This is a genomic window from Stenotrophomonas sp. YJH_SMC_91, from assembly GCF_059368495.1.
This window is the reverse complement of sequence record NZ_JCAFRT010000004.1, coordinates 65,069-88,596: the sequence shown is the minus strand read 5'-3', so window position 1 is coordinate 88,596 and position 23,528 is coordinate 65,069. Positions and strand designations below refer to the sequence as shown.

General features: G+C 68.0%; 26 protein-coding genes. 11 read left to right on the top strand and 15 right to left on the bottom strand.

Features of this window, described 5'->3' with window-relative positions; genetic code table 11:
• The first annotated feature begins 142 nt into the window (after positions 1–142).
• The 4 genes from AC5P5X_RS07515 to AC5P5X_RS07500 all read left to right on the top strand — a co-directional run bounded on the left by AC5P5X_RS07515 (position 143) and on the right by AC5P5X_RS07500 (position 3,687).
• Positions 143–610 carry a DUF2975 domain-containing protein gene (locus AC5P5X_RS07515; RefSeq protein ID WP_005412578.1) on the top strand — a complete coding sequence of 156 codons (468 nt, stop codon included), beginning with the start codon at positions 143–145 and terminating at the stop codon, positions 608–610.
• Positions 610–834: a helix-turn-helix domain-containing protein gene (locus tag AC5P5X_RS07510; RefSeq protein WP_005408494.1), complete on the top strand. Its 225-nt coding sequence runs from the start codon at positions 610–612 to the stop codon at positions 832–834. Before AC5P5X_RS07515 ends, AC5P5X_RS07510 begins: the two co-directional genes overlap by 1 nt.
• A gap of 43 nt (positions 835–877) precedes the next feature.
• Positions 878–2,416 (top strand): TerC family protein, encoded by a 1,539-nt coding sequence (locus tag AC5P5X_RS07505; protein WP_111189220.1) that lies wholly within the window; start codon positions 878–880, stop codon positions 2,414–2,416.
• Positions 2,417–2,550: 134 nt separating this feature from the next.
• A complete protein-coding gene (locus AC5P5X_RS07500) occupies positions 2,551–3,687 on the top strand; it encodes a metallophosphoesterase (protein WP_099529769.1) in 1,137 nt (378 codons plus the stop codon).
• A 56-nt stretch (positions 3,688–3,743) separates the two neighbouring features.
• Here AC5P5X_RS07500 and AC5P5X_RS07495 read toward each other — a convergent pair whose 3' ends face one another.
• The 5 genes from AC5P5X_RS07495 to AC5P5X_RS07475 form a co-directional block, all read right to left on the bottom strand.
• Entirely contained in the window at positions 3,744–4,382 is a 639-nt protein-coding gene (locus AC5P5X_RS07495; RefSeq protein WP_043034153.1) for a ferric reductase-like transmembrane domain-containing protein, read from the bottom strand.
• A gap of 115 nt (positions 4,383–4,497) precedes the next feature.
• Entirely contained in the window at positions 4,498–5,232 is a 735-nt protein-coding gene (locus tag AC5P5X_RS07490) for an HvfC family RiPP maturation protein (protein ID WP_111189221.1), read from the bottom strand.
• Positions 5,225–6,070: an HvfB family MNIO-type RiPP peptide maturase gene (locus AC5P5X_RS07485; protein WP_495215947.1), complete on the bottom strand. Its 846-nt coding sequence runs from the start codon at positions 6,068–6,070 to the stop codon at positions 5,225–5,227. Before AC5P5X_RS07485 ends, AC5P5X_RS07490 begins: the two co-directional genes overlap by 8 nt.
• Before the next feature lie 54 nt (positions 6,071–6,124).
• Positions 6,125–6,601 (bottom strand): HvfA family oxazolone/thioamide-modified RiPP metallophore, encoded by a 477-nt coding sequence (locus tag AC5P5X_RS07480; protein WP_005412584.1) that lies wholly within the window; start codon positions 6,599–6,601, stop codon positions 6,125–6,127.
• 95 nt (positions 6,602–6,696) lie between these two features.
• Complete coding sequence (locus AC5P5X_RS07475; RefSeq protein ID WP_012479418.1) at positions 6,697–7,341, bottom strand: HvfX family Cu-binding RiPP maturation protein; 645 nt, start codon at positions 7,339–7,341, stop codon at positions 6,697–6,699.
• Positions 7,342–7,683: 342 nt separating this feature from the next.
• On the opposite strand from AC5P5X_RS07475, the gene AC5P5X_RS07470 reads away from it, so the two are divergent.
• The 6 genes from AC5P5X_RS07470 (at position 7,684) to AC5P5X_RS07445 (ending at position 13,609) form a co-directional block, all read left to right on the top strand.
• Complete coding sequence (locus tag AC5P5X_RS07470; RefSeq protein WP_111189223.1) at positions 7,684–8,475, top strand: alpha/beta fold hydrolase; 792 nt, start codon at positions 7,684–7,686, stop codon at positions 8,473–8,475.
• 3 nt (positions 8,476–8,478) lie between these two features.
• Positions 8,479–9,024, top strand: coding sequence for a redoxin domain-containing protein (locus AC5P5X_RS07465; protein ID WP_100437995.1), 546 nt, complete (start codon positions 8,479–8,481; stop codon positions 9,022–9,024).
• 57 nt (positions 9,025–9,081) lie between these two features.
• Positions 9,082–9,822 carry a response regulator gene (locus tag AC5P5X_RS07460; protein WP_005408504.1) on the top strand — a complete coding sequence of 247 codons (741 nt, stop codon included), beginning with the start codon at positions 9,082–9,084 and terminating at the stop codon, positions 9,820–9,822.
• Positions 9,819–11,132: a sensor histidine kinase gene (locus AC5P5X_RS07455; protein ID WP_099474319.1), complete on the top strand. Its 1,314-nt coding sequence runs from the start codon at positions 9,819–9,821 to the stop codon at positions 11,130–11,132. The genes AC5P5X_RS07460 and AC5P5X_RS07455 overlap by 4 nt, the downstream gene beginning before the upstream one ends.
• A gap of 125 nt (positions 11,133–11,257) precedes the next feature.
• The gene (locus tag AC5P5X_RS07450) at positions 11,258–12,271 is read left to right on the top strand and encodes a hypothetical protein (protein WP_062606702.1); all 1,014 of its coding nucleotides are present in this window, start codon (positions 11,258–11,260) and stop codon (positions 12,269–12,271) included.
• A gap of 78 nt (positions 12,272–12,349) precedes the next feature.
• Positions 12,350–13,609, top strand: coding sequence for an MFS transporter (locus AC5P5X_RS07445; RefSeq protein WP_111189224.1), 1,260 nt, complete (start codon positions 12,350–12,352; stop codon positions 13,607–13,609).
• Between the two features lie 4 nt (positions 13,610–13,613).
• Here the strand turns inward: AC5P5X_RS07445 and AC5P5X_RS07440 are convergent, their stop codons facing one another.
• Complete coding sequence (locus AC5P5X_RS07440; protein WP_049453229.1) at positions 13,614–14,561, bottom strand: nucleoside hydrolase; 948 nt, start codon at positions 14,559–14,561, stop codon at positions 13,614–13,616.
• Positions 14,562–14,712: 151 nt separating this feature from the next.
• Between AC5P5X_RS07440 and AC5P5X_RS07435 the strand changes: the two genes are divergently transcribed.
• Entirely contained in the window at positions 14,713–15,045 is a 333-nt protein-coding gene (locus AC5P5X_RS07435) for a hypothetical protein (RefSeq protein ID WP_111189225.1), read from the top strand.
• 71 nt (positions 15,046–15,116) lie between these two features.
• Here AC5P5X_RS07435 and AC5P5X_RS07430 read toward each other — a convergent pair whose 3' ends face one another.
• From AC5P5X_RS07430 to mdcA, 9 genes are all read right to left on the bottom strand, one after another.
• Positions 15,117–15,836 (bottom strand): GntR family transcriptional regulator, encoded by a 720-nt coding sequence (locus tag AC5P5X_RS07430; RefSeq protein WP_024957000.1) that lies wholly within the window; start codon positions 15,834–15,836, stop codon positions 15,117–15,119.
• A gap of 56 nt (positions 15,837–15,892) precedes the next feature.
• Complete coding sequence (locus AC5P5X_RS07425; RefSeq protein ID WP_005408510.1) at positions 15,893–17,260, bottom strand: SLC13 family permease; 1,368 nt, start codon at positions 17,258–17,260, stop codon at positions 15,893–15,895.
• A gap of 104 nt (positions 17,261–17,364) precedes the next feature.
• Positions 17,365–18,285, bottom strand: coding sequence for a malonate decarboxylase subunit epsilon (gene mdcH / locus AC5P5X_RS07420; protein WP_329754487.1), 921 nt, complete (start codon positions 18,283–18,285; stop codon positions 17,365–17,367).
• Positions 18,282–19,097, bottom strand: coding sequence for a triphosphoribosyl-dephospho-CoA synthase MdcB (gene mdcB / locus AC5P5X_RS07415; protein ID WP_111189228.1), 816 nt, complete (start codon positions 19,095–19,097; stop codon positions 18,282–18,284). Before mdcB ends, mdcH begins: the two co-directional genes overlap by 4 nt.
• Before the next feature lie 35 nt (positions 19,098–19,132).
• On the bottom strand, positions 19,133–19,774 hold the full coding sequence (gene mdcG / locus AC5P5X_RS07410; RefSeq protein ID WP_111189229.1) for a malonate decarboxylase holo-[acyl-carrier-protein] synthase: 642 nt from the start codon (positions 19,772–19,774) through the stop codon (positions 19,133–19,135).
• The gene (gene mdcE, locus AC5P5X_RS07405) at positions 19,767–20,471 is read right to left on the bottom strand and encodes a biotin-independent malonate decarboxylase subunit gamma (protein WP_111189252.1); all 705 of its coding nucleotides are present in this window, start codon (positions 20,469–20,471) and stop codon (positions 19,767–19,769) included. Before mdcE ends, mdcG begins: the two co-directional genes overlap by 8 nt.
• Positions 20,472–20,473: 2 nt before the next feature.
• Positions 20,474–21,382, bottom strand: coding sequence for a biotin-independent malonate decarboxylase subunit beta (locus AC5P5X_RS07400; protein ID WP_111189230.1), 909 nt, complete (start codon positions 21,380–21,382; stop codon positions 20,474–20,476).
• Positions 21,379–21,699: a malonate decarboxylase acyl carrier protein gene (gene mdcC / locus AC5P5X_RS07395; protein ID WP_005408516.1), complete on the bottom strand. Its 321-nt coding sequence runs from the start codon at positions 21,697–21,699 to the stop codon at positions 21,379–21,381. The genes AC5P5X_RS07400 and mdcC overlap by 4 nt, the downstream gene beginning before the upstream one ends.
• Positions 21,700–21,709: 10 nt before the next feature.
• Positions 21,710–23,353: a malonate decarboxylase subunit alpha gene (gene mdcA / locus AC5P5X_RS07390; protein ID WP_111189231.1), complete on the bottom strand. Its 1,644-nt coding sequence runs from the start codon at positions 23,351–23,353 to the stop codon at positions 21,710–21,712.
• Positions 23,354–23,528 lie beyond the last annotated feature (175 nt).

Genomic DNA, 23,528 nt, shown 5'->3' with positions numbered 1-23,528 from the left:
TATATCGTTTATCGATAAATCCATCCCGGGGCGGCGCGTCCACCCCAACACCGGAGGCCGCTTGACCGCTCGTCCCGCCCGCGCCAGACCCGCGCGAGGCCTGTTTGCCCTGGCCCAGGCCGGCGTACAGGCCGTCCGGGCGATGTGCTGGCTGGGCATCCTGGCCGCACTGCTGGCGGTGCCGCTGGTCGCCCACGACCGTCGCTGGCTGCTCGACAGCGTGCATGACGCCGAGGCCGCTGCCGCGCACGGCAATGATCTGTTCCTGCACTTCTGCCTGGGCCTGGGCGCGATCATCGCGCTGCTGGTGCTGTGCCTGCTGTTCCTGCGCCATCTGCTGAGGCTGCTGAAGTCGGCGGCGCGCGAGCGGCCGTTCACCCACGCCAATGCACGGCGGCTGCAGCGCATGGCCTGGCTGATGCTGGCAATGGAACTGCTGTCGATCCTGATCGGTGCCTATTCGGCCTGGATGGGCCCGGATTTCACCTGGATGGAGGTCGGCGGTGGTATGTCGATCACTGGCCTGGTGGCCGTGCTGATGCTGTTCGTGCTGGCGCGCGTCTTCGCCGTGGGCGCAGCGATGCGCGACGACCTCGACGGTGTCATCTGATGGCGATCGTCATCACCCTGGACCGCATGCTGCAGGAACGCGGCATGACCCTGTCCGAGCTGGCCGGGCGCATCGACATCACCCTGGCCAATCTGTCGATCCTGAAGACCGGCAAGGCGCGCGCCATCCGCTTTTCCACCCTTGATGCGATCTGCCGCGAGCTGCAGTGCACGCCCGGCGACCTGCTCGGGCACGACCCGGCGCAGGCACAGGACGCTGACTGAGCGGTCGCTCTTTTCACTTACCTACTGACGAAACGGACCTGAAATGGAATGGTTGGCTGACCCCTCGATCTGGATGGGCCTTGCAACCCTGGTCGTGCTGGAGATCGTTCTCGGCATCGACAACCTGGTGTTCATCGCGATCCTTGCCGACAAGCTACCGCCGCACCAGCGTGACCGCGCGCGGGTAATCGGCCTGGCGCTGGCCTTGCTGATGCGGCTGGTGCTGCTGGCGGCGTTGGCGTGGATCATGAAACTGACCGAGCCGCTGCTGACGCTGTTCGACCACAGCTTCTCCGGGCGTGACCTGATCCTGTTGGGCGGTGGCCTGTTCCTGCTGTTCAAGGGCACCATGGAGCTGCACGAACGGCTGGAAGGCCGCGAACACCACGAGGATGGCAAGAAGGTCTACGCCAGCTTCGCAATGGTGGTGGCACAGATCGTGGTGCTCGACGCGGTGTTCTCGCTGGACTCGGTGATCACCGCGGTGGGCATGGTCGACAACCTGGGCGTGATGTATGCCGCCGTGACCATCGCGATGGCGCTGATGCTGTTGGCCAGCAAGCCCCTGACGCGCTTCGTCAACAAGCATCCCACGGTGGTGGTGCTGTGCCTGGGCTTCCTGCTGATGATCGGTTTCAGCCTGGTGGCCGAGGGCCTGGGCTACAAGATTCCGAAGGGTTACCTGTACGCGGCGATTGCCTTCTCGATCCTGGTCGAGGCGTTCAACCAGTGGGTGCGTTTCAACCGTGAGCGCAACGAGCGCCGCCAGCCGTTCCGCCAGCGCACCGCCGACGCCGTGCTGCGCATGCTGGGCGCGCGCCCGGCCAATGGCCACGACGACGAAAGCGCGGACGAACACGTCGATGCCGAAGAGCGCCTGCAGCCGGCGGAGCACGAGATGATCCGCAGCGTGCTGGGGCTGGCTGATCGCCCGGTGTCGAGCGTGATGACGGTGCGTGCCGACGTGCAGTGGATCGACCTGGCCCGTGGGCAGGAGGATGTGGTGGCACGCCTGGTGGCGTCGCCGCACACCCGCCTGCTGGTGGGTGATGGCGACCTGGACAGCCTGCGTGGCGTGGTGCAGAGCCGCGACCTGCTGGCCGACCTGCTGCAGGGCAGGCCGCTGCAGCTGGAAGGCAACCTGCGCGAGCCGCAGTACGTGCTGTCCAGTGCCAGCGCGCTGCAGGCGCTGGAACTGATCCGCCAGCACCCGGTGCCGTTGGCGGTGGCGGTGGACGAGTACGGTAGCGTGGAAGGCCTGGTGACCGCCAACGACCTGCTGGCGGCCATTGCCGGTGACCTGGTCGATACCCAGGACGAGCGCTATGGCGTGGTCGCGCAGGGCGAGGACCAGTGGGAGGCCGATGGTGCGCTGACTCTGGACGACCTGCAGCGGCTGGCCGGCGTATCGCTGCCGCGCAGTGCCGACTACATGACCATCTCCGGCCTGGTGCTGGAGCGTCTGGGGCGCCTGCCGGACATCGGTGACGCGGTGGAGATTGCGGATGTTCGCATCACCGTACTGGCGATGGAGAAGCGTCGCATCGCCCGCCTGCGGGTGGAGCGCCGGGGGCATCCGTAGCGTCGAGCCATGCGCGATCGGGGTTCTGTAGCGTCGAGCCATGCTCGACGGCTTCCTGGGCAGCCGAGCATGGGCTCGGCGCTACACAACACGGCCGGCAGCCGTCACCATGGTGGGCCCGCTTTCTTTCCTGGATGGTTGCAGTGCTGAGTACGATCGGTTTGTTGATGGGCCTGTATGTGGCCTGGCGCCTGTTCTGGCCACTGCGCATGCCCATCTGGATGAAGGTCGTGCTGTCGCTGCTGCTGGTGGGCGTTGCCGTGCAGCTGCGCATCGTCGCCACCTTCTGGGGCACGATGGCCTCGCCAGAGATCCCGAAGCTGGCCATCGCCGTTCTGGCCACCGGCTCCACGGCGGTACTGCTGCTGGCCTTGATGATGCTGGTACTGGATGCCGGCCTGCTGCTTTCGCGCCTGCTGCGTTGGCCGCGCATCGCATCGGTCCTGCGCGCCTCGAAGCTGCGGCCGTTGGCCAGCCTGCTGGCGCTGCTTGTGAGTGGCTATGGCATCAGCCAGGGCATGGCCGTGCCCCAGCCTCGGCAGATCGACGTGGCGATCAAGGATCTGCCTGCTGCGTTCGACGGCTATCGCGTGCTGCAGCTGACCGACATCCATGCCAGCCGCCTGCTGACCGGCGACTGGGTGCGCAGGGTTGTGGACGAGAGCAACGCACTGACACCGGACCTGATCGTGATCACTGGCGATCTGATCGACGGCAGTGTCGAGGCCCGCCGTGACGACGCGCGCCCGCTCGCGGACCTGCGGGCGCCGGACGGCGTCGTCGCCATCACCGGCAACCACGAGTACTACGCGCAGTACCAGGCGTGGATGCAGGCGTTCCGCGCGCTGCACATGCAGGTGCTGGAGAACAGCCACCTGCAGGTGCGGCGCGGCGATGCTGCGCTGACCATCGCCGGCGTCACCGATCCGGTGGCGGCACGCTATGGCCTGCCGCTGCCGGATCTGGAAACCGCGCTGGCCGGCGCCGATCCCTCTGCACCGGTGATCCTGCTCGATCACCGCCCGCGCAATGCGCGTGAAGCTGCCGCGCGCGGTGTGAAGCTGCAATTGTCCGGGCATACCCACGGCGGGCAGATCTTTGGTATGGACCAGCTGGTGAAACGAGCCAACGGCGGCTATGTCTCCGGCCGCTACGACGTGGACGGGATGACACTGTACGTGAGCAACGGTGCGGGCCTCTGGGCAGGTTTCCCGGCGCGCATCGGTGTGCCGTCGGAGATCACCCTGATCACGCTGCGCCGCGCGCCTTGACCTGAAGTGGGGGTCAGATCCCATTCCCGCAGGTAAAGGCATCTGGCCCCAGCCCCTCAGGCCGCCCGCAGCGGCGGCCGCACATGCGCACTTCGGCGCAGCGCCTGCGCCCGCTTGGCAATCCAGCGCACCACGAAGGCGGTGAACAGCAGCGCCGACGGCACCGCATACCAGAAGTTGCCCGGAACGCGCTTGAAGTACGAGTAGGTAAACACCGCCGCGATGATCCACATGCCGGTGACGTGCAGGCGACGCCAGGCGGTGGGTCCCATGCGCCGGGCGAGCCCCCGGTGCGAGGTGATGGCCAGCGCCAGGATGGCAATGTAGCCCACCGTGCCCGGGAGGTTGGCCAGTGCGGATCGTGCTGGCCAGAACGCCGGGTTGAGGACGCCGAAACTGGTGATCGCGACTGCATGCAACAGGTGCGAGAACGCGAAGGACAGGCCGATGATGCGCCGTTCGCGCAGCAGGAAGCGGGTGAACGGGCCGGGCAGAAGGCTGGCGAACGACGATGCCGTGAACGCTGCCAGGAACAGCAGGAACGACGTGCGCGCAGTGACCCGGATCGCGGCTCGGCTGCCTTCGGCTGCATCGGGATACAGGGCGAAGGCCGCCAGCGCGAAGGCGATCAGGACCACCGCTACGGCCACGAACAGGCGCCAGCCATGCAGGAAGGACGTGTTGGAAGGAGCCATGATGAGACCTCGAAGTAGGGGGACGGTAGTGCCGGCCGCTGGCCGGTCAAGGAACGGGTAGTGCCGGCCGCTGGCCGGCCAAGGAAGGGGTAGTGCCGGCCGCTGGCCGGCAGCTTCAGAAAGCAGGCAATGCAACCAGCACGCCCGCCGCGCACAGCTCGCCCAGAACAGGCACGCAGGCCATGCGCAATGCGTCCGCTGCCACGCCATGTGTTTCGGACAGCAGCTGCAGTGCTTCATCCACCGACGCGCTGTCGTCACCGAACACCGACAGAAGCGCGTAGGCCAGCGGTGACAGTCCCTCGGTCTGCAGGCTGAAATCGGCGAGGCGCCGGATCACCAGCAGCGTGGGAGCCGTGCTCAACACCGGCTCCAGCGCCCGGTCCTCATGTACTGGCCACTGGTAGCCAAGCACCCGCACCAACGGCGAAACCGCCAGCACATCATTGCCTACGGGAGCGCGCTGCAGCGGCCGCCCGCCGTCACGCGCTTCAATGTGCAGCGACTGCTGCGTGCTCTCGTAGTGCGCCAGTTCCGCTGCCCAGCCCGGCAGCGCCAGCGTGTCCTGCACCGCCAGCCAGGCCGCGAACTCGCCCGCGATCTGCGGGAACAACGGCGTGCGGCAGGCGTGCCTCGCGTAGTAGTGCTCGACGGTGTTGCGCCAGCAGGCATCGCCCAGCTGCGACTTCAGCCGCGGCAGGCTGCCCGCCAGCAGGCTGTCCAGACTGTCAATGCACAGGCGGCAGTAGACCGCCATCCGCCGCGCCTCGATGCCATCGGGTGCGGTCTTTGCAGGGTCGCGCACATGATCGGCCCAGCGCCGTTGCAGGGTAGCCAGCGACTCAGCCATGGCTCACCTCGGGCCAACGTGCCTCGGCCTGCGCCTGGCGGATCTGCCCGACCTCGGCCAGCAATTCGGCAAGCGGGGGGAAGTTGAAGTCGCGTTCGAGCAGCGTGGGGCGCACGCCCACCCGCGCATAGGCCTCGCGCAACAGTGCCCAGACCACGCCTTTCACCGGCGCACCATGGGTATCGATCTTGAAGCCATCGTCTTCATCGAAGTGGCCCGCTACGTGCAGCGAGGCGACGCGGTGGGCCGGCACGCGGGCCAGGAATTCGAAGGCGTCATAACCGTTGTTGCAGGCGTTGACGAAAACGTTGTTGACGTCCAGCAGCAGGTCGCAGTCGGCTTCGGCGAGCACGGCGTTGATGAAGTCGATCTCGCTCATGTCCGCGCCGGCAACGGCGTAGTAGGAGATGTTCTCCACGGCGATGCGTCGGCCCAGCATGTCCTGCACCTGGGCGATGCGACCGGCGACATGGTGAACGGCCTCGGCGGTGAACGGCAGCGGCAGCAGGTCGTAGACATGGCCGCCGGCGGCGCAGTAGCTCAGGTGTTCGCTGTACAGCTGCACCTGGTGCACGTCGAGGAAGGCCCGGGTCTGTGCCAGCAGGGTGCGGTCCAGTGGATCAGGACCGCCCAGCGACAGTGACAGTCCGTGGCAGGTCAAGGGGTGGCGCTCGCTGAGTTGGCGCAGCGCGGCGCCGTGTGCGCCGCCGACGCCGATCCAGTTGTCGGGGGAGACTTCGAGAAAGTCGATGGCTCCGGCCGGCATTGCCAGCAGTTCGTCGATCAGGCCACGGCGCAGGCCAAGACCGGCGGCATGGGTGGGCAGGGGCAGGGACATGGCGGATGCTCCACAGAGAGCGCCGCCTTGAAGGCGGCGCCGGGTGAACGTCGATCAATCGGCAACGCGGGAGAACAGGCCCTTCGGCATCGGCTTGCCGTTGGCGGTGTAGACGCTGCGCAGGTAGTCGTGCGCTTCCTGCTCGCTGATGTAACCGTCGTGGTCGGTGTCGATGCGGTCGAACTCGGCGGCGCGCTTGGCGGCCACAGCGTTGAACTCGGCACGCGAGACCTTGCCGTCGTGGTCGCGGTCGGTGCGGGCAAACGAGGCGTCGCCGCACTTGCCTTCGCCACACTGGCCCTCGGCCACCTTGGCCTTGCCGGCGGGCTTGCCGGTGGTGGCCTTGTTGGCCCCGCACTTGCCTTCACCGCACTTGCCTTCGGCGGCGGCGCTCATGGCCACCGCGCTGATCGCCAGCGGTTGGACCGCGGCGGCCTGGCCGGCCAGCAGCAGGCCACCGGCCAGGGCAATGCCGATGGCACCGATGCGCGGCAGGCGGGAGGAGGGGGTGTTCCTGGTCGAGATGGACATGGTGATGACTCCTTGGGAAAGCACGCGGGGCGTGCGGGATGGACGCCGCCGAGGAGGCGACGGAAAGCGAAAGGCGCGGGAACAGGGGATTCAGCTCAGGCGGCGTGGCGACGGCGCAGCAGATAGCCCAGCAGCAGCACGCCGCCGAGCAGGGCACCGCCGAAGCCGATGCCGGGCAGCAGCGCGGCAACCGGCAGCAGCAGGGCGATCAGGCTGACGCCCCAGCCCAGGCCGTCATTGCCGACAGCGGCATGCTGTGAGCCGGCCAACAGCCGGTCCACGCTGAGCGCGCCACCGCCGTTGAGGATCAGCGGCAGCAACATGGCCAGGAACAGCAGTGGCAGCTTGAAGTTGCCGTAGCCCTGGTCGGTGATCGCGTAGCCCTGCCAGAGTTCACCCAGGCCGTTCCATTGGTCGGGCCAGTGCACGGCGGCGATGGCAACGATGGTGAGGATCCAGAAGACGTAGGCCACCGAGCGCGTGGCCAGGCCGAGCAGCAGCATCACCGCGCCCACCAGTTCCAGCCAGGTCGCCAGCTGCCAGTTCAGCGATGCGGGCAGGGCGGAGAACGGGAACGGGAAGCGGCCTTCCAGGTCGTCGAACCAGTTCTGGCCGCCCAGCTTCTCGCGGCCGGATTCAAAGAACTCCCAGGCCAGCAGGGTGCGCAACGCCAATGGCGAGAGCCAGCGGCCGACGGCGTCCAGGCGGGGGGTATACACGGAAGAAGCGGTGCTGATCATGGTGGTGTCCTGCGGGCCAGTGGTCGATGGAAGCCATTCCAGGCGGCGCAGGTATCGGCAACGTGTGCCGTTGCCCGGGGTTTTGTCAGCGACTGTGGCCGCGGCCGGGGTTTCGTACAGTCCGATACAAAGACGATGCGTGGATGCACATCGGGGCGTTGCGCGCGCGCGTGCGGGGAGCGATACCCACCCGGTAGCGCCCGGCCAGGACCGGCGCGCGAATGTATCCCACTGTAGAAACCCGCCTGCGCCCTACAGTCCGGTACAACTCCGCGCTGCGGAGAAACAGCGCCGATACACCGGCAGGCGGAAATGGCCACTCCCAACTCCGGAGTGCCCCACATGATCCGTACCTCCTTGCTGGCCGCCGCTCTCGCCCTTGCCGCCGCCGCCCCTGTCTTCGCTGCCCAGGCCGATACCGCTGCACCGCCCACCGTCATCCTGGTGCACGGCGCGTTCGCTGATGGCTCCAGCTGGAGCAAGGTCATCAGCACCCTGCATGACTGGAAGCTGCCGGCGGTGGCCGTGCAGAATCCGCTCACCTCGTTGGCCGACGACGTCGCCGCCACCCGCCGCGCGATTGCCGCCGCGCCCGGCAAGGTGGTGCTGGTCGGCCACAGCTGGGGTGGCACGGTCATCACCGAAGCGGGCAATGACCCGAAGGTGCAGGCGCTGGTGTACGTGGCGGCCTTCGCACCGGATGCGGGGCAGTCTTCGGCGCAACAGGGCGAAGGCTTCCCGGTCGGTCCGGGCCTGGCCCGCCTGCAGGAAAGGGACGGCTACCTGACCTTGCCGGCTGACGCTGTCGCCCAGGACTTCGCGCCGGACGTGATGAAGAAGTCGGCCGCACTGCTGTACAGCACGCAGGTCCCGTTGAAGGCCAGCGCGCTGGGCGAAGTAGTGAACGTTGCGGCGTGGCGCAGCAAGCCGAGCTGGTACGTGCTCAGCCGTGACGATCGCATGCTGTCGCCGCAGCTGCAGGCCGCCACCGCACGTCGCATTGGCGCGCAGCTGCAATCGATCGGCAGCAGCCATGTGTCGCTGCTTTCGCATCCGGCGCAGGTGGCCGACAGCATCCTGGAAGCGGCGGGGGTGAAGCCGGCGGAACTGCCGCTGGCCGAGCAGGGGGGCTGAGCGATGGCCGGCCTGCGTGCGTACGTGCTGCCGTTGCTGATGGGCGTGCTGGGTGGGGCTGCGCTGTTGATGGCCTGGCCCGGCGCGGATGCCGGCGCGCAACCGCTCGATGCAGAACCGATGGCGGGGTTCGACGGTGGCGGGCCCTGGCACAACAGCCCACCGCTCACACTGAAGCAGTTGCGGGGGCAGGTGGTGCTGGTCGAGTTCTGGACCTACACCTGCCGCAACTGCCTCAACGTGGCGCCGCATGTCCACCAGTGGCATGCACGCTATGCGTCGCAGGGCCTGAGGGTGATCGGCGTGCATACGCCGGAGTTCGCCTATGAAGGGTTGCCCGGCAACGTGCGCAAGGCCATCGCACGGTTGGACATCACCTGGCCGGTGGTGCAGGACAACCAGTACCGGATCTGGAACGCCTGGCGCAACCGCTTCTGGCCCGCGCTGTACCTGCTCGACCGTCAGGGGCGGGTGGTCTACCGCCATTACGGCGAGGGCGACTACGCACGTACCGAAAGCGAGATCCAGCGCCTGCTGGCCAACCCCTGAGCCGCGCTACCATGGCCGCGCAGCGCGGCCCTGACCTCCGTCTTCATCGAGAACGCAATGAACCACGTACCGCATATCCTGGTCGTCGACGATGACAGCGAGATCCGCCAGATGCTGGCCGATTACCTGCAGCGCAACGGCCTGCGCGTGAGCCAGGCCGACGGTGGCCGTGCCATGCGCGCGCTGATGGATACCCATGCCGTGGATCTGGTGGTGCTGGACGTGATGATGCCGGGCGAGGACGGCCTGAGCCTGTGCCGCAACCTGCGCGCCGGCAAGCATCGTGCGGTGCCGGTGGTGCTGCTGACCGCCCGCGACGACGAGACCGACCGCATCATCGGCCTGGAAATGGGCGCTGATGACTATGTGACCAAGCCCTTCTCTTCGCGCGAACTGCTGGCACGCATCAATGCGGTGATCCGCCGCACGCAGATGCTGCCGCCGAATCTGCAGGTGAGCGAAGCAGGTCGCCAGCTGGCCTTCGGCGAGTGGCGCCTGGACACCACCGCACGCCATCTGCTGGATGCGCAGGACACCGCGCATCCGCTCAGTGGCGCCGAGTTCCGCCTGTTGCGCGTGTTCCTCGATCACGCCAATCGGGTGCTCAGCCGTGACCAGCTGCTCAGCCTCACCCAGGGCCGCGATGCCGAACTGTTCGACCGCTCGATCGATCTGCTGGTCAGCCGCGTGCGGCAGCGCCTGGGTGACGACGCACGCGAGCCGACCTACATCAAGACCGTGCGCAGCGAAGGCTATGTGTTCAGCGTGCCGGTGCAGTTGCTGGGGCCGGACGAATGAACACCGGCGCACGCCGTCCACGCTGGCCGCGCACGCTGTCGGCGCGGCTGCTGCTGGTGCTGCTGGGTGGATTGGCGCTGGCCCACGCACTGTCTTTCGGTTTGCTGTTCTTCGAACGCTACCAGTCCACCCGCAGCATGATGCTGCGCAACCTCGATGAAGACGTGGCCGTGAGTGTCGCGCTGCTGGAGCACCTGCCCGCAGGCCAGCGCGCGGCCTGGGTGCCGCGGCTGGAGCGGCGCACCTACCGTTACCTGCTGCGCCCGGCCGCCGCAGGACCCGGGCTGCAGACCGATCGTGCACGCCAGGTCACCGCGATCATCGACGACAGCCTGCAGCACCGCTATCCGTTGCAGGCACGCCAGGTGGCTCGCCTGCCGGAGCGGTTCGAGGTGGAACTGCGCCTGCACGACGGCACCCCCTTGACCATCGAAGTCACCCCGTCGGGCCTGCCGCTGGCGCGCTGGCTGCCCGCCGTGTTGCTGGTGCAGCTGGCGCTGCTACTGGTGTGCGCGTGGCTGGCGGTGCGCCTGGCCATGCGCCCGCTGCAGCAGCTGTCGCATGCGGTGGAGCATCTGCAGCCGGGCAAGGACGGGCCCGAACTGCCTGAAGATGGCCCGGCGGAAGTGGGCGGCGCGGCGGCTGCGCTCAACGCACTGCAGGCACGCATTCGTGGCCATGTCAGTGAGCGCCTGCAGATCCTGGCCGCGATCTCGCATGACCTGCAGACCCCCATCACGCGCATGAAGCTTCGGGTGGAGACCCTGCCTGAAGACAGCATCCAGCAGCGGTTGCTGGACGACCTCGACCACCTGGGTCAACTGGTGCGTGAGGGCGTGGCCTATGCGCGCAGCAGCCACGTCGCCAGTGGCGCGCCGGTGTCGATGGACCTGGGCGCGTTCCTGGCCAGTGTGGTCGGCGATTACGAGGACATGGGCAAGCCGGTCAGTGGCGGCGCGCCCGCTGGACTGGTCGTGCAGACCTGGCCGCAGCCGCTGCGCCGGGTGGTCGGCAATCTGGTCGACAACGCGTTGCGTTACGCGGGTGCCGCCGAGGTCGAGGCGGGCCGTGATGACGCCGGCAGAGTGTGGATCAGCATTTCCGACCGTGGCCCTGGCATTCCCGAGGGCCAGCTGCAGGCAGTGCTGGCGCCGTTCCATCGGCTGGAAAGCTCGCGCAACCGCGATACAGGCGGCACTGGCCTGGGCCTGGCCATCGCGGTGCAGCTGGCACAGTCGCTGGGCGGCTCGCTGAGGTTGCACAACCGCGAGGGCGGCGGCCTGCGGGCGGAACTGCAGCTGCCGGGGTAACGGGCGGGGTCGGATCCCTTTGCGGGAGCGAAGGGCGCTGACCCCGATGTGGGATCTGCGACGTTCCTGCACGGCCTCGGGATCGGCGATCATCTGCAGGGAGTGTCGAAACCAGGAAACACGCAATGCAGGGAACGCAGCATTCAATCCGGCGCCCGCGCCACGTCGCGCTGCTGGTCGGTCTACTCGCGCTGGCGGCCTGCCAGCGCACAACGGATGCGCCGACCGGGGCACCCGCAGCGGGCGCACCACTTGCCGCCCCGGCCACCGCAACAGACCTCTCTCCGCTGCTCGATGCCCTGCCGACCTGCGCGCTGGACGGCTGGTACATCGATCAGCAGACCAGGCGCCCGGCCCATCCCTGGTTGGCGACGAACGCGCCGAAGCCCTGCAAGGAGGACGGGGAGAACGAGATCGCCACGTTCTGCGTGCAGGGGCAATGGAAGGGGCTGCCGGTGGAGGAGGTGATCCTGCCGACGATGACCTTCGTCTCGTTCCGTGGCGCGAAGATCGGCCTGCCGCTGGAGAAGGCACGTCCCATCGTCCGCCAGCGCTTCGGGCAGGAATTCCCGGGGGGCGCGGCGTACGAGGCAGGCCGTGAGCCGAAGCTGCTGGCCGATCCCGAGGATGCGCAGCGCTCATGGCTGCTGTGCAGCACGCCGGAACCGGGAGACGATCTGGGCAGCCAGGCAGGCGTCAGCTACTCGGGCATGAACCTGCCCTACGACCACGACGGTTGCAGCTACCGCTACAGCCCGGTCGACTTCTGCGATGCGCGGCACCGCGGAGCCATCGAAGATGCCCTCCAGCATCAGAAACCCAATTTCAACAAGCACTACCTGCTGGTGCAGGTCGATGATCGACCCGAGTACTTCCAGCGCACGCTGGTGCTGGTCGACACCCGCACCGGACGCGCCACGCCATTGCCGATCGATGCCTTCACCGGCCCGGCGGGGAAGGGCGGAGAGGCCACCGGCTACGGGACACTGGAAACGGGCGTGGACCAGCCGCAGTTCTGCCTCGATGGCGCGTTGCTGGTCTACCGCGTGTTCGAGGAGGGGCGCTTCTGCTTCGGCTTTGACGGCGAGCGTTTCACCGGCCATGAAACCCAGTACATGCAGGCAGCGGGCAGCCGATGACCGGTATTTCACCCCGTCCATGCCACGCTGCGCGGAACCTGCGCAACCGGGATCGAGGCTGTTGAAGGCGAATACGCAATGACCGCGGCGCGGCAGCGCTCGATGTGGGTGGCGGGCCTGTCCACGGTGGTGGAGTGGTACGACTTCACCCTGTACCTGTATTTCGCCACGGTGCTGTCGCGGGTGTTCTTCGGCGGCGGCGAACAGGCGCTGCTGGTCACGCTGGCCGGCTTCGCGGTGTCCTATCTGATGCGTCCGCTGGGCGCGCTGTGCTTTGGTCACCTGGGCGACCGCCTGGGCCGGCGCTGGATGCTGCTGGCATCGATGGCCTTGATGGCGGCGGCGATGCTGGCCACCGCGCTGCTGCCGACAGCGGCCATGGCCGGAACGACGGCGGGCGTGCTGCTGCTGGTACTGCGCTGCGTGATGGCGTTTTCGGTAGGCGGTGAATACACCGGGGTGGTGGCGTACCTGCTGGAAAGCGCACCGGCGCAGCGACGTGGCCTGGTGACCTCGCTGGCGTCCGCAGCCAGCGAGGTGGGTGCGTTGCTGGCGGTGGCGATCTCCGCGGTTACCGTGGCGCTGCTCGCGCCCGCGCAGCTGGACAGCTGGGGCTGGCGTATTCCGTTCTTCGTTGGCGCGGCGCTGGCACTGGTGATCCTGGTCGCGCGCTCGGGCATGCACGAGTCGCCGGAGTTCGAGCGGCAGCGCCGCGAGGGCAGCATTCCCGCGACGCCGCTGAAGCATGTGCTGCGCAACCATCCGCTGGCGGTGGCGCGCACGTTCGCGATCTCGGCGCTGGGCTCGATTACTTACTACGTCGGCATCACCTATGTGCCCGCATTCCTGCATGCGCGGGGCCACGATGAGGGCGACGCGCTGTGGCTGTCGACGATTGCGGCCGTGGCGGTGATCGCGATCACGCCCCTGTGCGGCGCATTGTCCGACCGTGTCGGACGACGGCCGGTGCTGTTGGGCCTGACCGTGCTGGCAGCGCTGCTGCCGCTGTCCTTGTTCGCGTGGATGGCGCAGGCGACGCCGCTGGGCATCGCGCTGGCCGCGGTGTTGCTGGCCTGCGTGGCCGGTGGCGTGAGCGCGGTGGCGGCCCCGGCCACGGCCGAGCAGTTCCCCGGCGAAGGGCGGGTGAGTGGGCTGGCACTGGGCGTGACCATGGCCACGGCCTTCTTCGGCGGGGCAACGCCATGGCTGGCGCAATGGTGGGTGGAACGCAGCGGCTGGGCGGCGGCGCCGGGCGCGATGATCGCGCTGGTGGCGGTGCTGGTGCTGCCGGTGCTGTGGACCCTGCCCGAGACGGTCCCGGGCAGGGCCAAGCGCTAGCGGGTCAGACCTTCAGGGTCTGCTCGATGTCGGCCAGCACGGCGGCCGCATCGACGCCGATGGCAATCGACTGCACCACGTGGCCGTCCCACACGCTGGGGCCGAACGCCAGGCCTTCCGGCTTGGGAATGGTCATGCCGCGGGCGACGCCGTCGGTGGCCACGCGCACGCTGGCGCGCTCGAACTGGAACAGCTCCGGACGGGTCAGCGCGATGCAGGCGCAGCAGTCGTGCACGACCATGCCCTTGTGGCCGGCCTGCAGGTAGAAGTCCACGTAATCCTGCGACAGCGCACGCACCAGTTCGGCATCGGCACCACCGATCGCAGCCAGCTTGTCCAGGCCGTCACGGTCCATTTCCACGCGGGTGGTCACGTCCAGGCCGATGGCGGTGACCGGCCAGCTGGCGGTGAACACCACGTCGGCCGCTTCGGCGTCGCCCCAGATGTTGGCCTCGGCGGCCGGGGTGATGTTGCCGTTGACGTGGAAGGCGCCGCCCATGATCACCACGCCGCGCACCAGGCCGGCGATGTCCGGCGCCTGCTGCAGGGCAAGGGCCAGGTTGGTCATGCGGCCGACCGCGACCAGGGTCACCTCGCCCGGGTGGGCGCGGACCAGGTCGATGATCAGCTGGTGGGCGGGGCGCGCGTCGGCGGCCGCGTCCAGTTCGGCCGGCACCGGGTGGTTGCCCAGGCCGTTGTGGCCATGGATGTGCACCGGCCAGGCTTCCGGGGTGGCTTCCGGCTGCAGCGGGCCGCCGGCACCGCGTGCGACCGGAGCGGCAAAGCCCCAGGCCTGCTTCAGGTACAGCGCATTGTGCGTGGTCGACTCCACCGAGGCGTTGCCGAAGGTGGTGGTGACACCGATCAGGTCGATCTGGGCGTGCTTGTGCAGGTACAGCAGGGCCAGGGCGTCGTCGACGCCCGGGTCGGTATCGAAAATGACTTTCAGCATGTTGTTGTTTTTCTTCTTCCGTGTGGTGCGGGGGGCGCCGGCGGCCCGGAAGCAGGCCGGCGCGCCCTACATTGTCCCATCTTCATGACAGGCAGGGCCATTGCCGGGGAGGCAGGCCATAATGCCCCCAGTCCAGGCACGGAACCGCCGAATGCTGATCGTTGCCCTTCTGCTGGTCCTGCTGGTGCTGGGCCTGAACGTGGTGGCTACCGTGGTGATCGTCAGGCGCGATGGCCTCTCGGCAGGCGGCCGGACGGTGCAGTTGCTGCTGGTCTGGCTGCTGCCGCTGGTCGGCGCCATCCTGTGCATGGCGGTGGCCACGGCCGATGGCTCGGGCAGCCGGGGGAATGGCGGCGGAAGCCATGACACCTCCGTTGGCTATTCCAGTGACAACCACAGCCATCACAGCTACAGCAGCTCCGACTGCGGAAGCGGCGACAGCGGTGGGGGTGGTGACGGCGGCAGCTGCGGTGGCGGCGATTGATGAGACGTTCCAGGGTGCCGGCCAAGGTCACGTCCTGGTAGTGCCGGCCGCTGGCCGGCAACCTCATCCGCTCAACCGCCGCCTTCGGTGGGCAAGGGCGCCGGCACGTTCAACAGCCCACCTGCCGCCACATAGGCGGCCAGTGCCTGGCCCTGGCTGAGCAGATGGCGCTCCATGGTGCGTTCGGCAGCCTGCGCGTCGCGGCGGCGGAAGCACTCCATCAGTTCGCGGTGCTCAGCCAGCGACTGCGCGGTGCGGCCCGGGGTCAGCAACTGGCGGCCGCGATGCATCTTCAGGATGCGGTGCAGGTCGTGGGTGATGCGGATCAGCCACGGGTTGCCGGCGTAGTGCTGCACGGTTTCGTGGATCAGGTAGTTGTTGCGGTAGTACTCGGCGATGTTGCCCTCGGCTGCCGCGGTTTCCATCGCCGCATGCAGGTCTTCCAGCTGCTGCACGCCGGCATCGTCGATGTGCCTGACCGCCTCGTGCGCACAGCGGCCTTCCAGCATGGCCATCACCGGGAACAGTTGGTTGAGGTCTTCCAGCGTCAACCGGGTGACCCGGCAGCCACGACCGGCATCGATCTGCACCAGGCCTTCGGCAGCCAGCAGCTTCAGCGCCTCGCGCAGCGGCGTACGGCTGATGCCCAGTTCTTCGCACAGTGCGGGCTCGTCGATCCACTCACCCGGCGGCAGGCGGTAGTCGTAGATGCGTTCGCGCACGTGTTCGGCAACCTCTTCATACAGAGGCGCGCGCTTCTTCGGTGACCGCGGGGCAGGGGCAATAGCCATGCGCAGAGTGTAACGCCAGGTCGTGCCGACCAGTGGCCGGCACGACCGTTCGGCGGTTACATCCAGCCCGGTACCACGAATACCAGCCAGGCCAGCAGCGGCCCCAGGGCCACCACCAGTCCGCTGTAGACCAGGAAGCGGCGGAACAGGGTCTCGCGTTCCTCTTTGGCTGCCGAGGCCACCACCAGTGCGCCATTGGTGGAGAACGGGCTGACATCGACGATGGTGGACGACACCGCCAGCGCGCAGATCACGCCGGCGGCGCTGAGGTGACCCTGCATCAGGAACGGTACCGCCAGCGGAATCGTGGCGCCCAGCACCGCAGCCGACGAGGCGAATGCGGAGACAATGCCGCCGACGTAGCAGACCAGCAGCGCGCCGAGCAGCGGAATGCCGATGTCGGACACGCCATTGCCGATGAAGTCCACCGCGCCGGCATGTTCCAGCACGCCGATGTAGGTCACCACACCGCAGATCAGCAGCACGGTGGACCAGCTGATGCCATCGACCGCGCCCTTCTGGCTTTGTGGCGACAGCAGTGCCAGCGCGACAGCCACGGTGATCGAGACCAGGCCGACGTTGAGGTTGTAGATCAGCGCGGCCACGCCCAAGCCGAGCAGGCCGATCAGGGTGAACAGGCGCTCGCGGGTCAGGCTCACCGCATCCAGTGCTGCCGGATCATTGCTGAGCGTGCCGCCGCCGGCTGCGACCAGCGCGCCATGGCCTTCGATGGCGAACTGGCGCGACGAGGCCTGCGGGCCACCGGCCATCGCCAGCTCGGCATTGCCGAGCGTTCCGGCCGCGGTGATCGAGCCACGCCGCAGCAGGGCGATGCCGCCGAACGCGAAGAAGCAGATCGTCGCCATCATGAAGTTGAAGCCCAGGCTGGTCAGGAACACCGCCATCTCGGTCACTTCCAGCCCGGCTTTCTGCACCACGCCGTTGGTGATGCTGCCGTACACGCTGATCGGAGAGAAGCCACCGGCCTGCGCGCCATGGATGACCAGCAGGCCCATCATCAGTGGATTGATGTTGTACTGCTTGGCAAAGCGCAGCGCGACCGGACCGATGATCGCGACCGCCGCCGGGCCCAGCGCGCCGAAGGCGGTCAGCACCGCGGTGATCACGAACATCACCCACGGAATGGCCACGATATGGCCGCGCACGGCTTTTACTGCCCAGTGCACCAGCAGGTCGATGGTGCCGTTCTTCTGCGCGATGGCGAACAGGTAGGTGATGCCGACCAGGGTCAGGAACAGATCGCCGGGAAAGCCGGCCAGGACCTCCTTGCCGCCCATGTCGACCCACAGCCCGCCGATGATGAAGGCCAGCGCGAAGGCGACGGCACCCATGTTGATCGGCATCGCCGTGGCGACGATGAACATGATCACCAGACCGATGATCGTTGCGATTTGTGGACTCATGCGCCCTCCCAGACACGTGACTCACGTACAGCGCGGATGGAGACCCGCCATCCCGGGGTAAGGCGACGTACGGCGTGTTGCGTGATACGTACTGCTCGAACCCGTTACTGCAGCCGCTCCAGCGCGCTGCGGACCCAGGCCGCCGCGCCTTCAAGGCTCTGGAACTCTTCCACCGCGCGCACCTCGCAGCACGGATAGGCCGGCGCGACCATGCGCGCCAGCGCGTTGCCCGGGCCCAGCTGCAGGAACACGCGCGCGCCGCGCTCGAAGGCCTGGCGCATCACCTGCGCCCATTCGATGGTCTGCGCCAGTTGCAACGACAGCGTGCTGACTGCCGTTGCGCGGTCCCGCACCGGTCGCGCATCGATGCCGGCCAGCAGCGGCAGGCGTGGGGCCTGCAGTGGCGATGCATCGAGTGCGGCAGCGAACGGTGCGACCGCCGCTGCCAGCAATGGTGTGTGTGCAGGCACGCGCACCGGCAGCAGACGGATGTCCGCGCCCTGCGCCCGCGCTGCATCGGCCAGCCGCTGCAACGAGGCGTGCATGCCGCCCACGATGAAATGGTCCTGCCCGTTGGCGATGGCGACGTAGGTGCCCTGCGCATCGCACAGCGACTGCAGGCTGCGGCGGTCAAGCCCGAGCACTGCCTGCAGGCCTGCATCGGCGGGGCTGGCGCTGTCCATCAACTGCGCACGTTGCACAGCCAGCGCCAGGCAGGTGGTGGCATCGAAGCTGCCGGCGATGGCGTGCGCGGCGAGCTCGCCGATGCTGTAGCCGGCCACCAGCACCGGTGCAGGCACCGCTTCGCGAAGGCCCTGCCAATGCGCGAGGCTGGCTGCACACAGCAAGGGCTGCGCCAGAGCATTGTCGAAGCGCGATTCGTCAGCAGCTGCCGCGAACACGTCGCGTCCAAGCACTGCGCTCGCGGTCTCCAGTACGTCGCGCACGGCGGGCAGATCGCGCACGCGGCCGAACATCGCCGCATGCTGCGCACCTTGGCCGGGGCAGAGCAGGGCAAGGCTCATGCGACCTCCTGCTGCAGCAGGAACCAGGCACAGGCCAGCAGGTCGGCACTGCCGCCGGGGCTCAGCCGGCGTGCGACGAATCCATTACCGATGCTGTGCAGGCGTGCCTGCCAGCCGGGTACGAAGACGCCGCCGGCATCGAGGAAGCCTCGCGCCTGTTGCTGGGCCCAGCGCAGGCCGTTGGCGCCGCCACGGTGCAGCAGGTTGAGGTCATCCACGCACGCGATCAGCTGCATCAGCGTCTGGCACATCGCGGCCTCGCGTGGCAGGTCGCTGGCCAACGCGTGGCGCAGGGTAGGCAGTGCCACCTCGCGCAGCAGCGGGTAGCCGGCGGTCGCTTGTTCGCGCACACCCTGCACGCCGTGCCGTGCGCGCGCGCGCTGGCCAGGGCTGTTCGCATCCAGAGGTGCGTCGGCGAGCTCGGCAGCCCAGCGGCGCACTTCCTGGCAGACCTGCTCGGCTGCGATGGCACCGCCCGCGCGGCCCCGACAGGCAGCGGAAGCCGCCACCAGCAGGCCAAGGCTGAAGATCGCGCCGCGATGAGTGTTGATGCCCGCAGTGGCGTGCAGCATCGATATCTCCGCAGCGATGCCGTGCCGGCGCAACGTCTGGAACGGTGCCGCGCTGGCACCGGCGTCGGCCACGGCGATGAAGTAGTGGCGCAGCGTGAACAGGCTGCGCAGGAACGTGCCGGCGTCCATGTCGTGGTGGCTGCCGCTGTCGAAGGGGGTGACCAACCCTGGCTTGGGTGCAAGGGCCAGTTCGGCGTGCAGGCTGGCGATGGCGAGGCGCCCCAGACGCGCGCTGTCCACGGCAGCTGGCCTGGCCGCCGGTTGCACGAGGGCGTTCACGCGCTCACCCCGGTGGAGGCGAACAACGCATCACGTAGTTCCAGTGCGGCACCATCGAGGCGCTTGACCAGTACCTCGCGGCTGCGCCCGGCGTATTCGCGCCAGTTCACCGCGCCACCATCCACCAGGCACAGTTCGCCATCGACCCGCCGGCCGTGTTCGGTCTCCCATGCCTGCAGCCCTGCGACCTGGGCATCGGCCTGTGCGGCGGTGTCGATCCGCCACAGCAGATCGATGTCCGAGCGCGCGTGCACATAGTGCAGGCCCGTGAGGTGCTGCCATGCGAAGGCACCGAATACACGCGCGGCGGCGATGTCCTGCAATGCCTGCAGCGGGCGCTGCCAGTCCTGCACAAGGTCGCCTTCCAGCACCGCCTGAAGTGCCGGTGGCGCTGCGGTGCGCAGCACATCGTGTGCCGGCACGCGCAGGGCCAGGCGCAGTTTGCCCTCGGCGGGTGGCAGCGGCACGCCGAGGCGCAGGCGGGGATCGGCATCGTCGGCGGCTCGCCGGGCGACGATAGCGGGCAACCCCTGCGCAAACCAGTCGCCCAAGCGCGGCTCATGCGCGGCGATGTCCGCCTGCCAGCGGGCGTGCGCTGGCAACCAGACCAGCGTATGGCGTGGCAGCCGCTCAGGCATCGCCCTGGCTCACGGCTGCAGCCACGCGTGCGGCCAGCATGCGACCGCCACGTTCGGCACCCTGCACGGCGCGGCGGTCGCCATCGGTGGGCGTGCGCACCGCCTGCAGCAGGTGTGCGGCCAGGTCGCCGCTCCAGATCGAATCCACCGCGCCCATCGCCACGTAGTTTTCCACGCCCGGCGCGAATACCGGCGAGCTCTGGCTGAGCGCCTGCAGCTTCTCCAGCGGTTGCTTGGTCACCCGCGCCATTGCGCGCAGGTCCATCACCCGCACCTGTGCATCGGGCAGGGCGTGGATGTGGTCGGCCATCAGGCCGAATGAGAGGAAGCCGCCACTGACGGATTCGCCGTAGACCAGGGTGATCAGGCGCGCACCACGGCGGCGTGCCAGATCGAGCGTCTGCGCGAGATGCGCAAAGTAACCATTGATGCCCAACAGTTCGTCGCGCCGCGCCAGGCGCTGTCCGGCGGTATCCACCAGCATCACGATCGGTCGCTGTGGATGTGCGCCGGTGCTGGCAAGCACGGTTTCGGCCAGTGCCAGTGCGTGGTCCACGCCGACTTCAAGCTTGTCGGCGGTACCGATCACGGTCACCTCGCCATCCTCGGTGGTGGCGCTGCCGGTCAGCACCGAATCGTTCACCGCAATGGCATGCCCATGCGGAAACAGGGCATCGAGCAGGGTCTGCAACGGCATGCTCATGGCAGGCTCCGGTCGGCGGTGGCGATGAGGAACTCATCGGTGTCGAGCAGCGGTAGTCGCTCGGGGGCTGCGATGCCCTGGCGGGCCCAGATCTCCAGGCCATCGCGGCAATCGCCCCAGGCCTGCACGCGCGCCTTCAATACCGCATGGCGTTCCTGCAGCGCAGCCAGTGCAGTATCCGGATCGGTGCTGCTGGTATCAGGCTGCAGCGCGTTGCTGGCCGCCTGCGCGAAGGCCTCGATGGCATCGGGCACCAGCACCTGTGCCTGGTCGATCAGGTAGCGGTGCTTGCCTCCCGTTACGCGCCAGACCAGCGCGCGATCGCGGGAATCGAACTCTTCTACGCCGCGCACGGTCTCGATCACTTCCGGGCCGGACAGCGACAGGCGACCCTCTTCGGACATGATGACCGTAGTGCAGCAGCGGGCGACGATGCCCATGCCGCCGAAGGCGCCGTTGCCGCTGCCGATCAGCGCGATCACCGGCACACCCGCTGCACGCGCGTCCAGGGTGGCGCGCATGATCTCGGAAATGGCGATGAGCCCCGCATTGGCTTCGTGCAGGCGCACACCACCGGTGTCCAGCAGCAGAAGCACGCCTTCGGGATGTGTTTCGGCTGCACGACGCAGCAGCCCGGTCAGCTTGGCGCCGTGCACCTCGCCCACGCCGCCGCCCATGAATTCACCCTGCTGCGCGGCCAGCAGCACGCGTCGGCCACGCAGCGTGGCTTCGCCGACAACGATGCCGTCGTCGAACGCCGCGGGCTGGTCGAGCTGTGCCAGGTGCGGGCTCATCATCCGCCGCGCCGGGCCGAGGAATTCCCTGAAGGAACCGGCATCGACCAGGCTGGCGATACGCTCGCGCGCATCGGCTTCGTAGTAGCTGTAGCGCTGCGTCCGGTTCATCGTGGTTCTCCAGCAAGCAGGGTTTCCACGGCCTGGTCCAGGCGCAGGCTGACTACCGCCGGGGTCGCACCGGCATCGTTGATCGAGATGCGTACATCGCGCAGCGGATGACGCTGTGCGAAGTCGCTGATCACCGCTTGCCACACGCTGCCGAAGCCCTTCGCGGCGGTGATGATGCGCACCGTCATCGCGCCGTCCAGTGCGGCCGGCTCCAGCAGGATTTCCAGGTTGCCCGAGGCCAGCACGCCGACCAGCACCGCTCCGCGCGGAAACTGCACCGCAGTGTGCCCTTCGAATCGATAGTCGAGGGTTTCCATGCTCAGCCCCTTACCAGTTTCGGAAGCGTTTGGGCGGGTCGTACAGACCGCCGGACCAGCGCACCAGGTCCTTCACCGAACGCGCCGCCAGCAGGTCACGACTGGCATCGCGCACGGAGACGCCGAGGTCATCGGGACGGCGGATCACGCCGCGGTCGCGCAGGTTCTCCACCATCGCGCGGTCGCGCCCCATGCCCACGGCGGTATAGCCGGCCACGCCACGGATCGCCTGTTCGCGCTCCTCAGGGGTGCGGCACAGCAGCAGGTTGGCAATGCCTTCCTCGGTCAGCACATGGCTGACGTCGTCGCCGTAGATCATCACCGGCGGCAGCGGCATGTTCGCGCGTTCGGCCAGGTCCCAGGCATCGAGGCGCTCGACGAAGGCCGGCGCCATGTGCTCGCGGAAGGTTTCCACCATCTGCACCACCAGCTTGCGCCCACGCGGCATCTCACCCGGGCGCGCGGCCTGCTGGCCGGCCTTGATCCAGGCCTCGCTGGCATGGCGCCGGCCGCGTGCGTCCGAGCCCATGTTCGGTGCGCCACCGAAGCCGGCAATGCGGTCGCGGGTGGCGGTGGAGCTGTTGCCCTGCAGGTCGATCTGCAATGTGGAACCAATGAACATGTCGCAGGCATACAGGCCGGCGGTCTGCGAGAAGGCGCGGTTGGAACGCATCGAGCCATCGGCGCCGGTGAAGAACACATCGCCTCGCGCGGCGATGTACTTCTCCATGCCCAGTTCCGAACCGAACGAATGCACCGATCTGACGAAGCCCGATTCGATTGCCGGAATCAGTGCCGGGTGGGGGTTCAACGCCCAGTGCTGGCAGATCTTTCCCTTCAGGCCGAGCGATTCGGCGTAGGTGGGGAGCAGCAGTTCGATGGCCGCCGTATCGAAGCCGATGCCATGGTTGAGGCGGTTGACGCCGTACTCGGCGTAGATGCCCTTGATGGCCATCATCGCCATCAACACCTGGATCTCGGAGATCTGTGCCGGGTCGCGGGTGAACAGCGGTTCGATATGGTTCGGCTTCGGCGCCTGCACCACGAAGTTGACCCAGTCGGCGGGAATGTCGACGCGGGGGAGGGTGTCGACGATCTCGTTGACCTGGGCGATGACGATGCCGCCACCGAAGGCGGTGGCTTCGACGATCACCGGCGTGTCTTCGGTGTTCGGCCCGGTGTACAGGTTACCGTGCCAATCTGCGGCCTGCGCGGCGACCAGGGCCACGCGCGGGGTCAGGTCGATGAAGTAGCGGCCGAACAGTTCCAGGTAGGTGTGGATGGCACCGATCTGGATGCGCCCTTCAGCCACCAGGTTGGCCAACCGCACCGACTGCGGGCCGGAGAACGAGAAGTCCAGCTTCGACGCGATGCCACGCTCGAATACATCCAGGTGCGACGGCAGCGACAGCACCGACTGCACCATGTGCAGGTCGTGCACGCGGGCCGGGTCAAGATCGGCCAGGGCCTGGGCGAGGAAATCGGCCTGCTTCTGGTTGTTGCCCTCCAGGCAGACCTTGTCGCCTGGCTCCAGCAGTGCATGCAGCAGCTCGCCTACGTCGCCGGCGGCGACCTCGCGTCCCCGGGCCCACGGCGCGGCACGTTCCAGGCGGGCCTGGCGGCTGCGTTCCAACGTATCCCAGCTCGGGTTCATCGACCGGCTTCCGATTGGTGTCGATGTAATTACGACATAATTACGAAGGGCGCCGCAACCTGCAGTGCAGCAAAAGGAAGGGCCCGCGCGGAGGCGGGCCCATTCAGGTAGGCCACGACCGTGGGTCGTGGCGGAGGGCGTGCCGACCAACGGTCGGCACCCACCAGGCACCCAC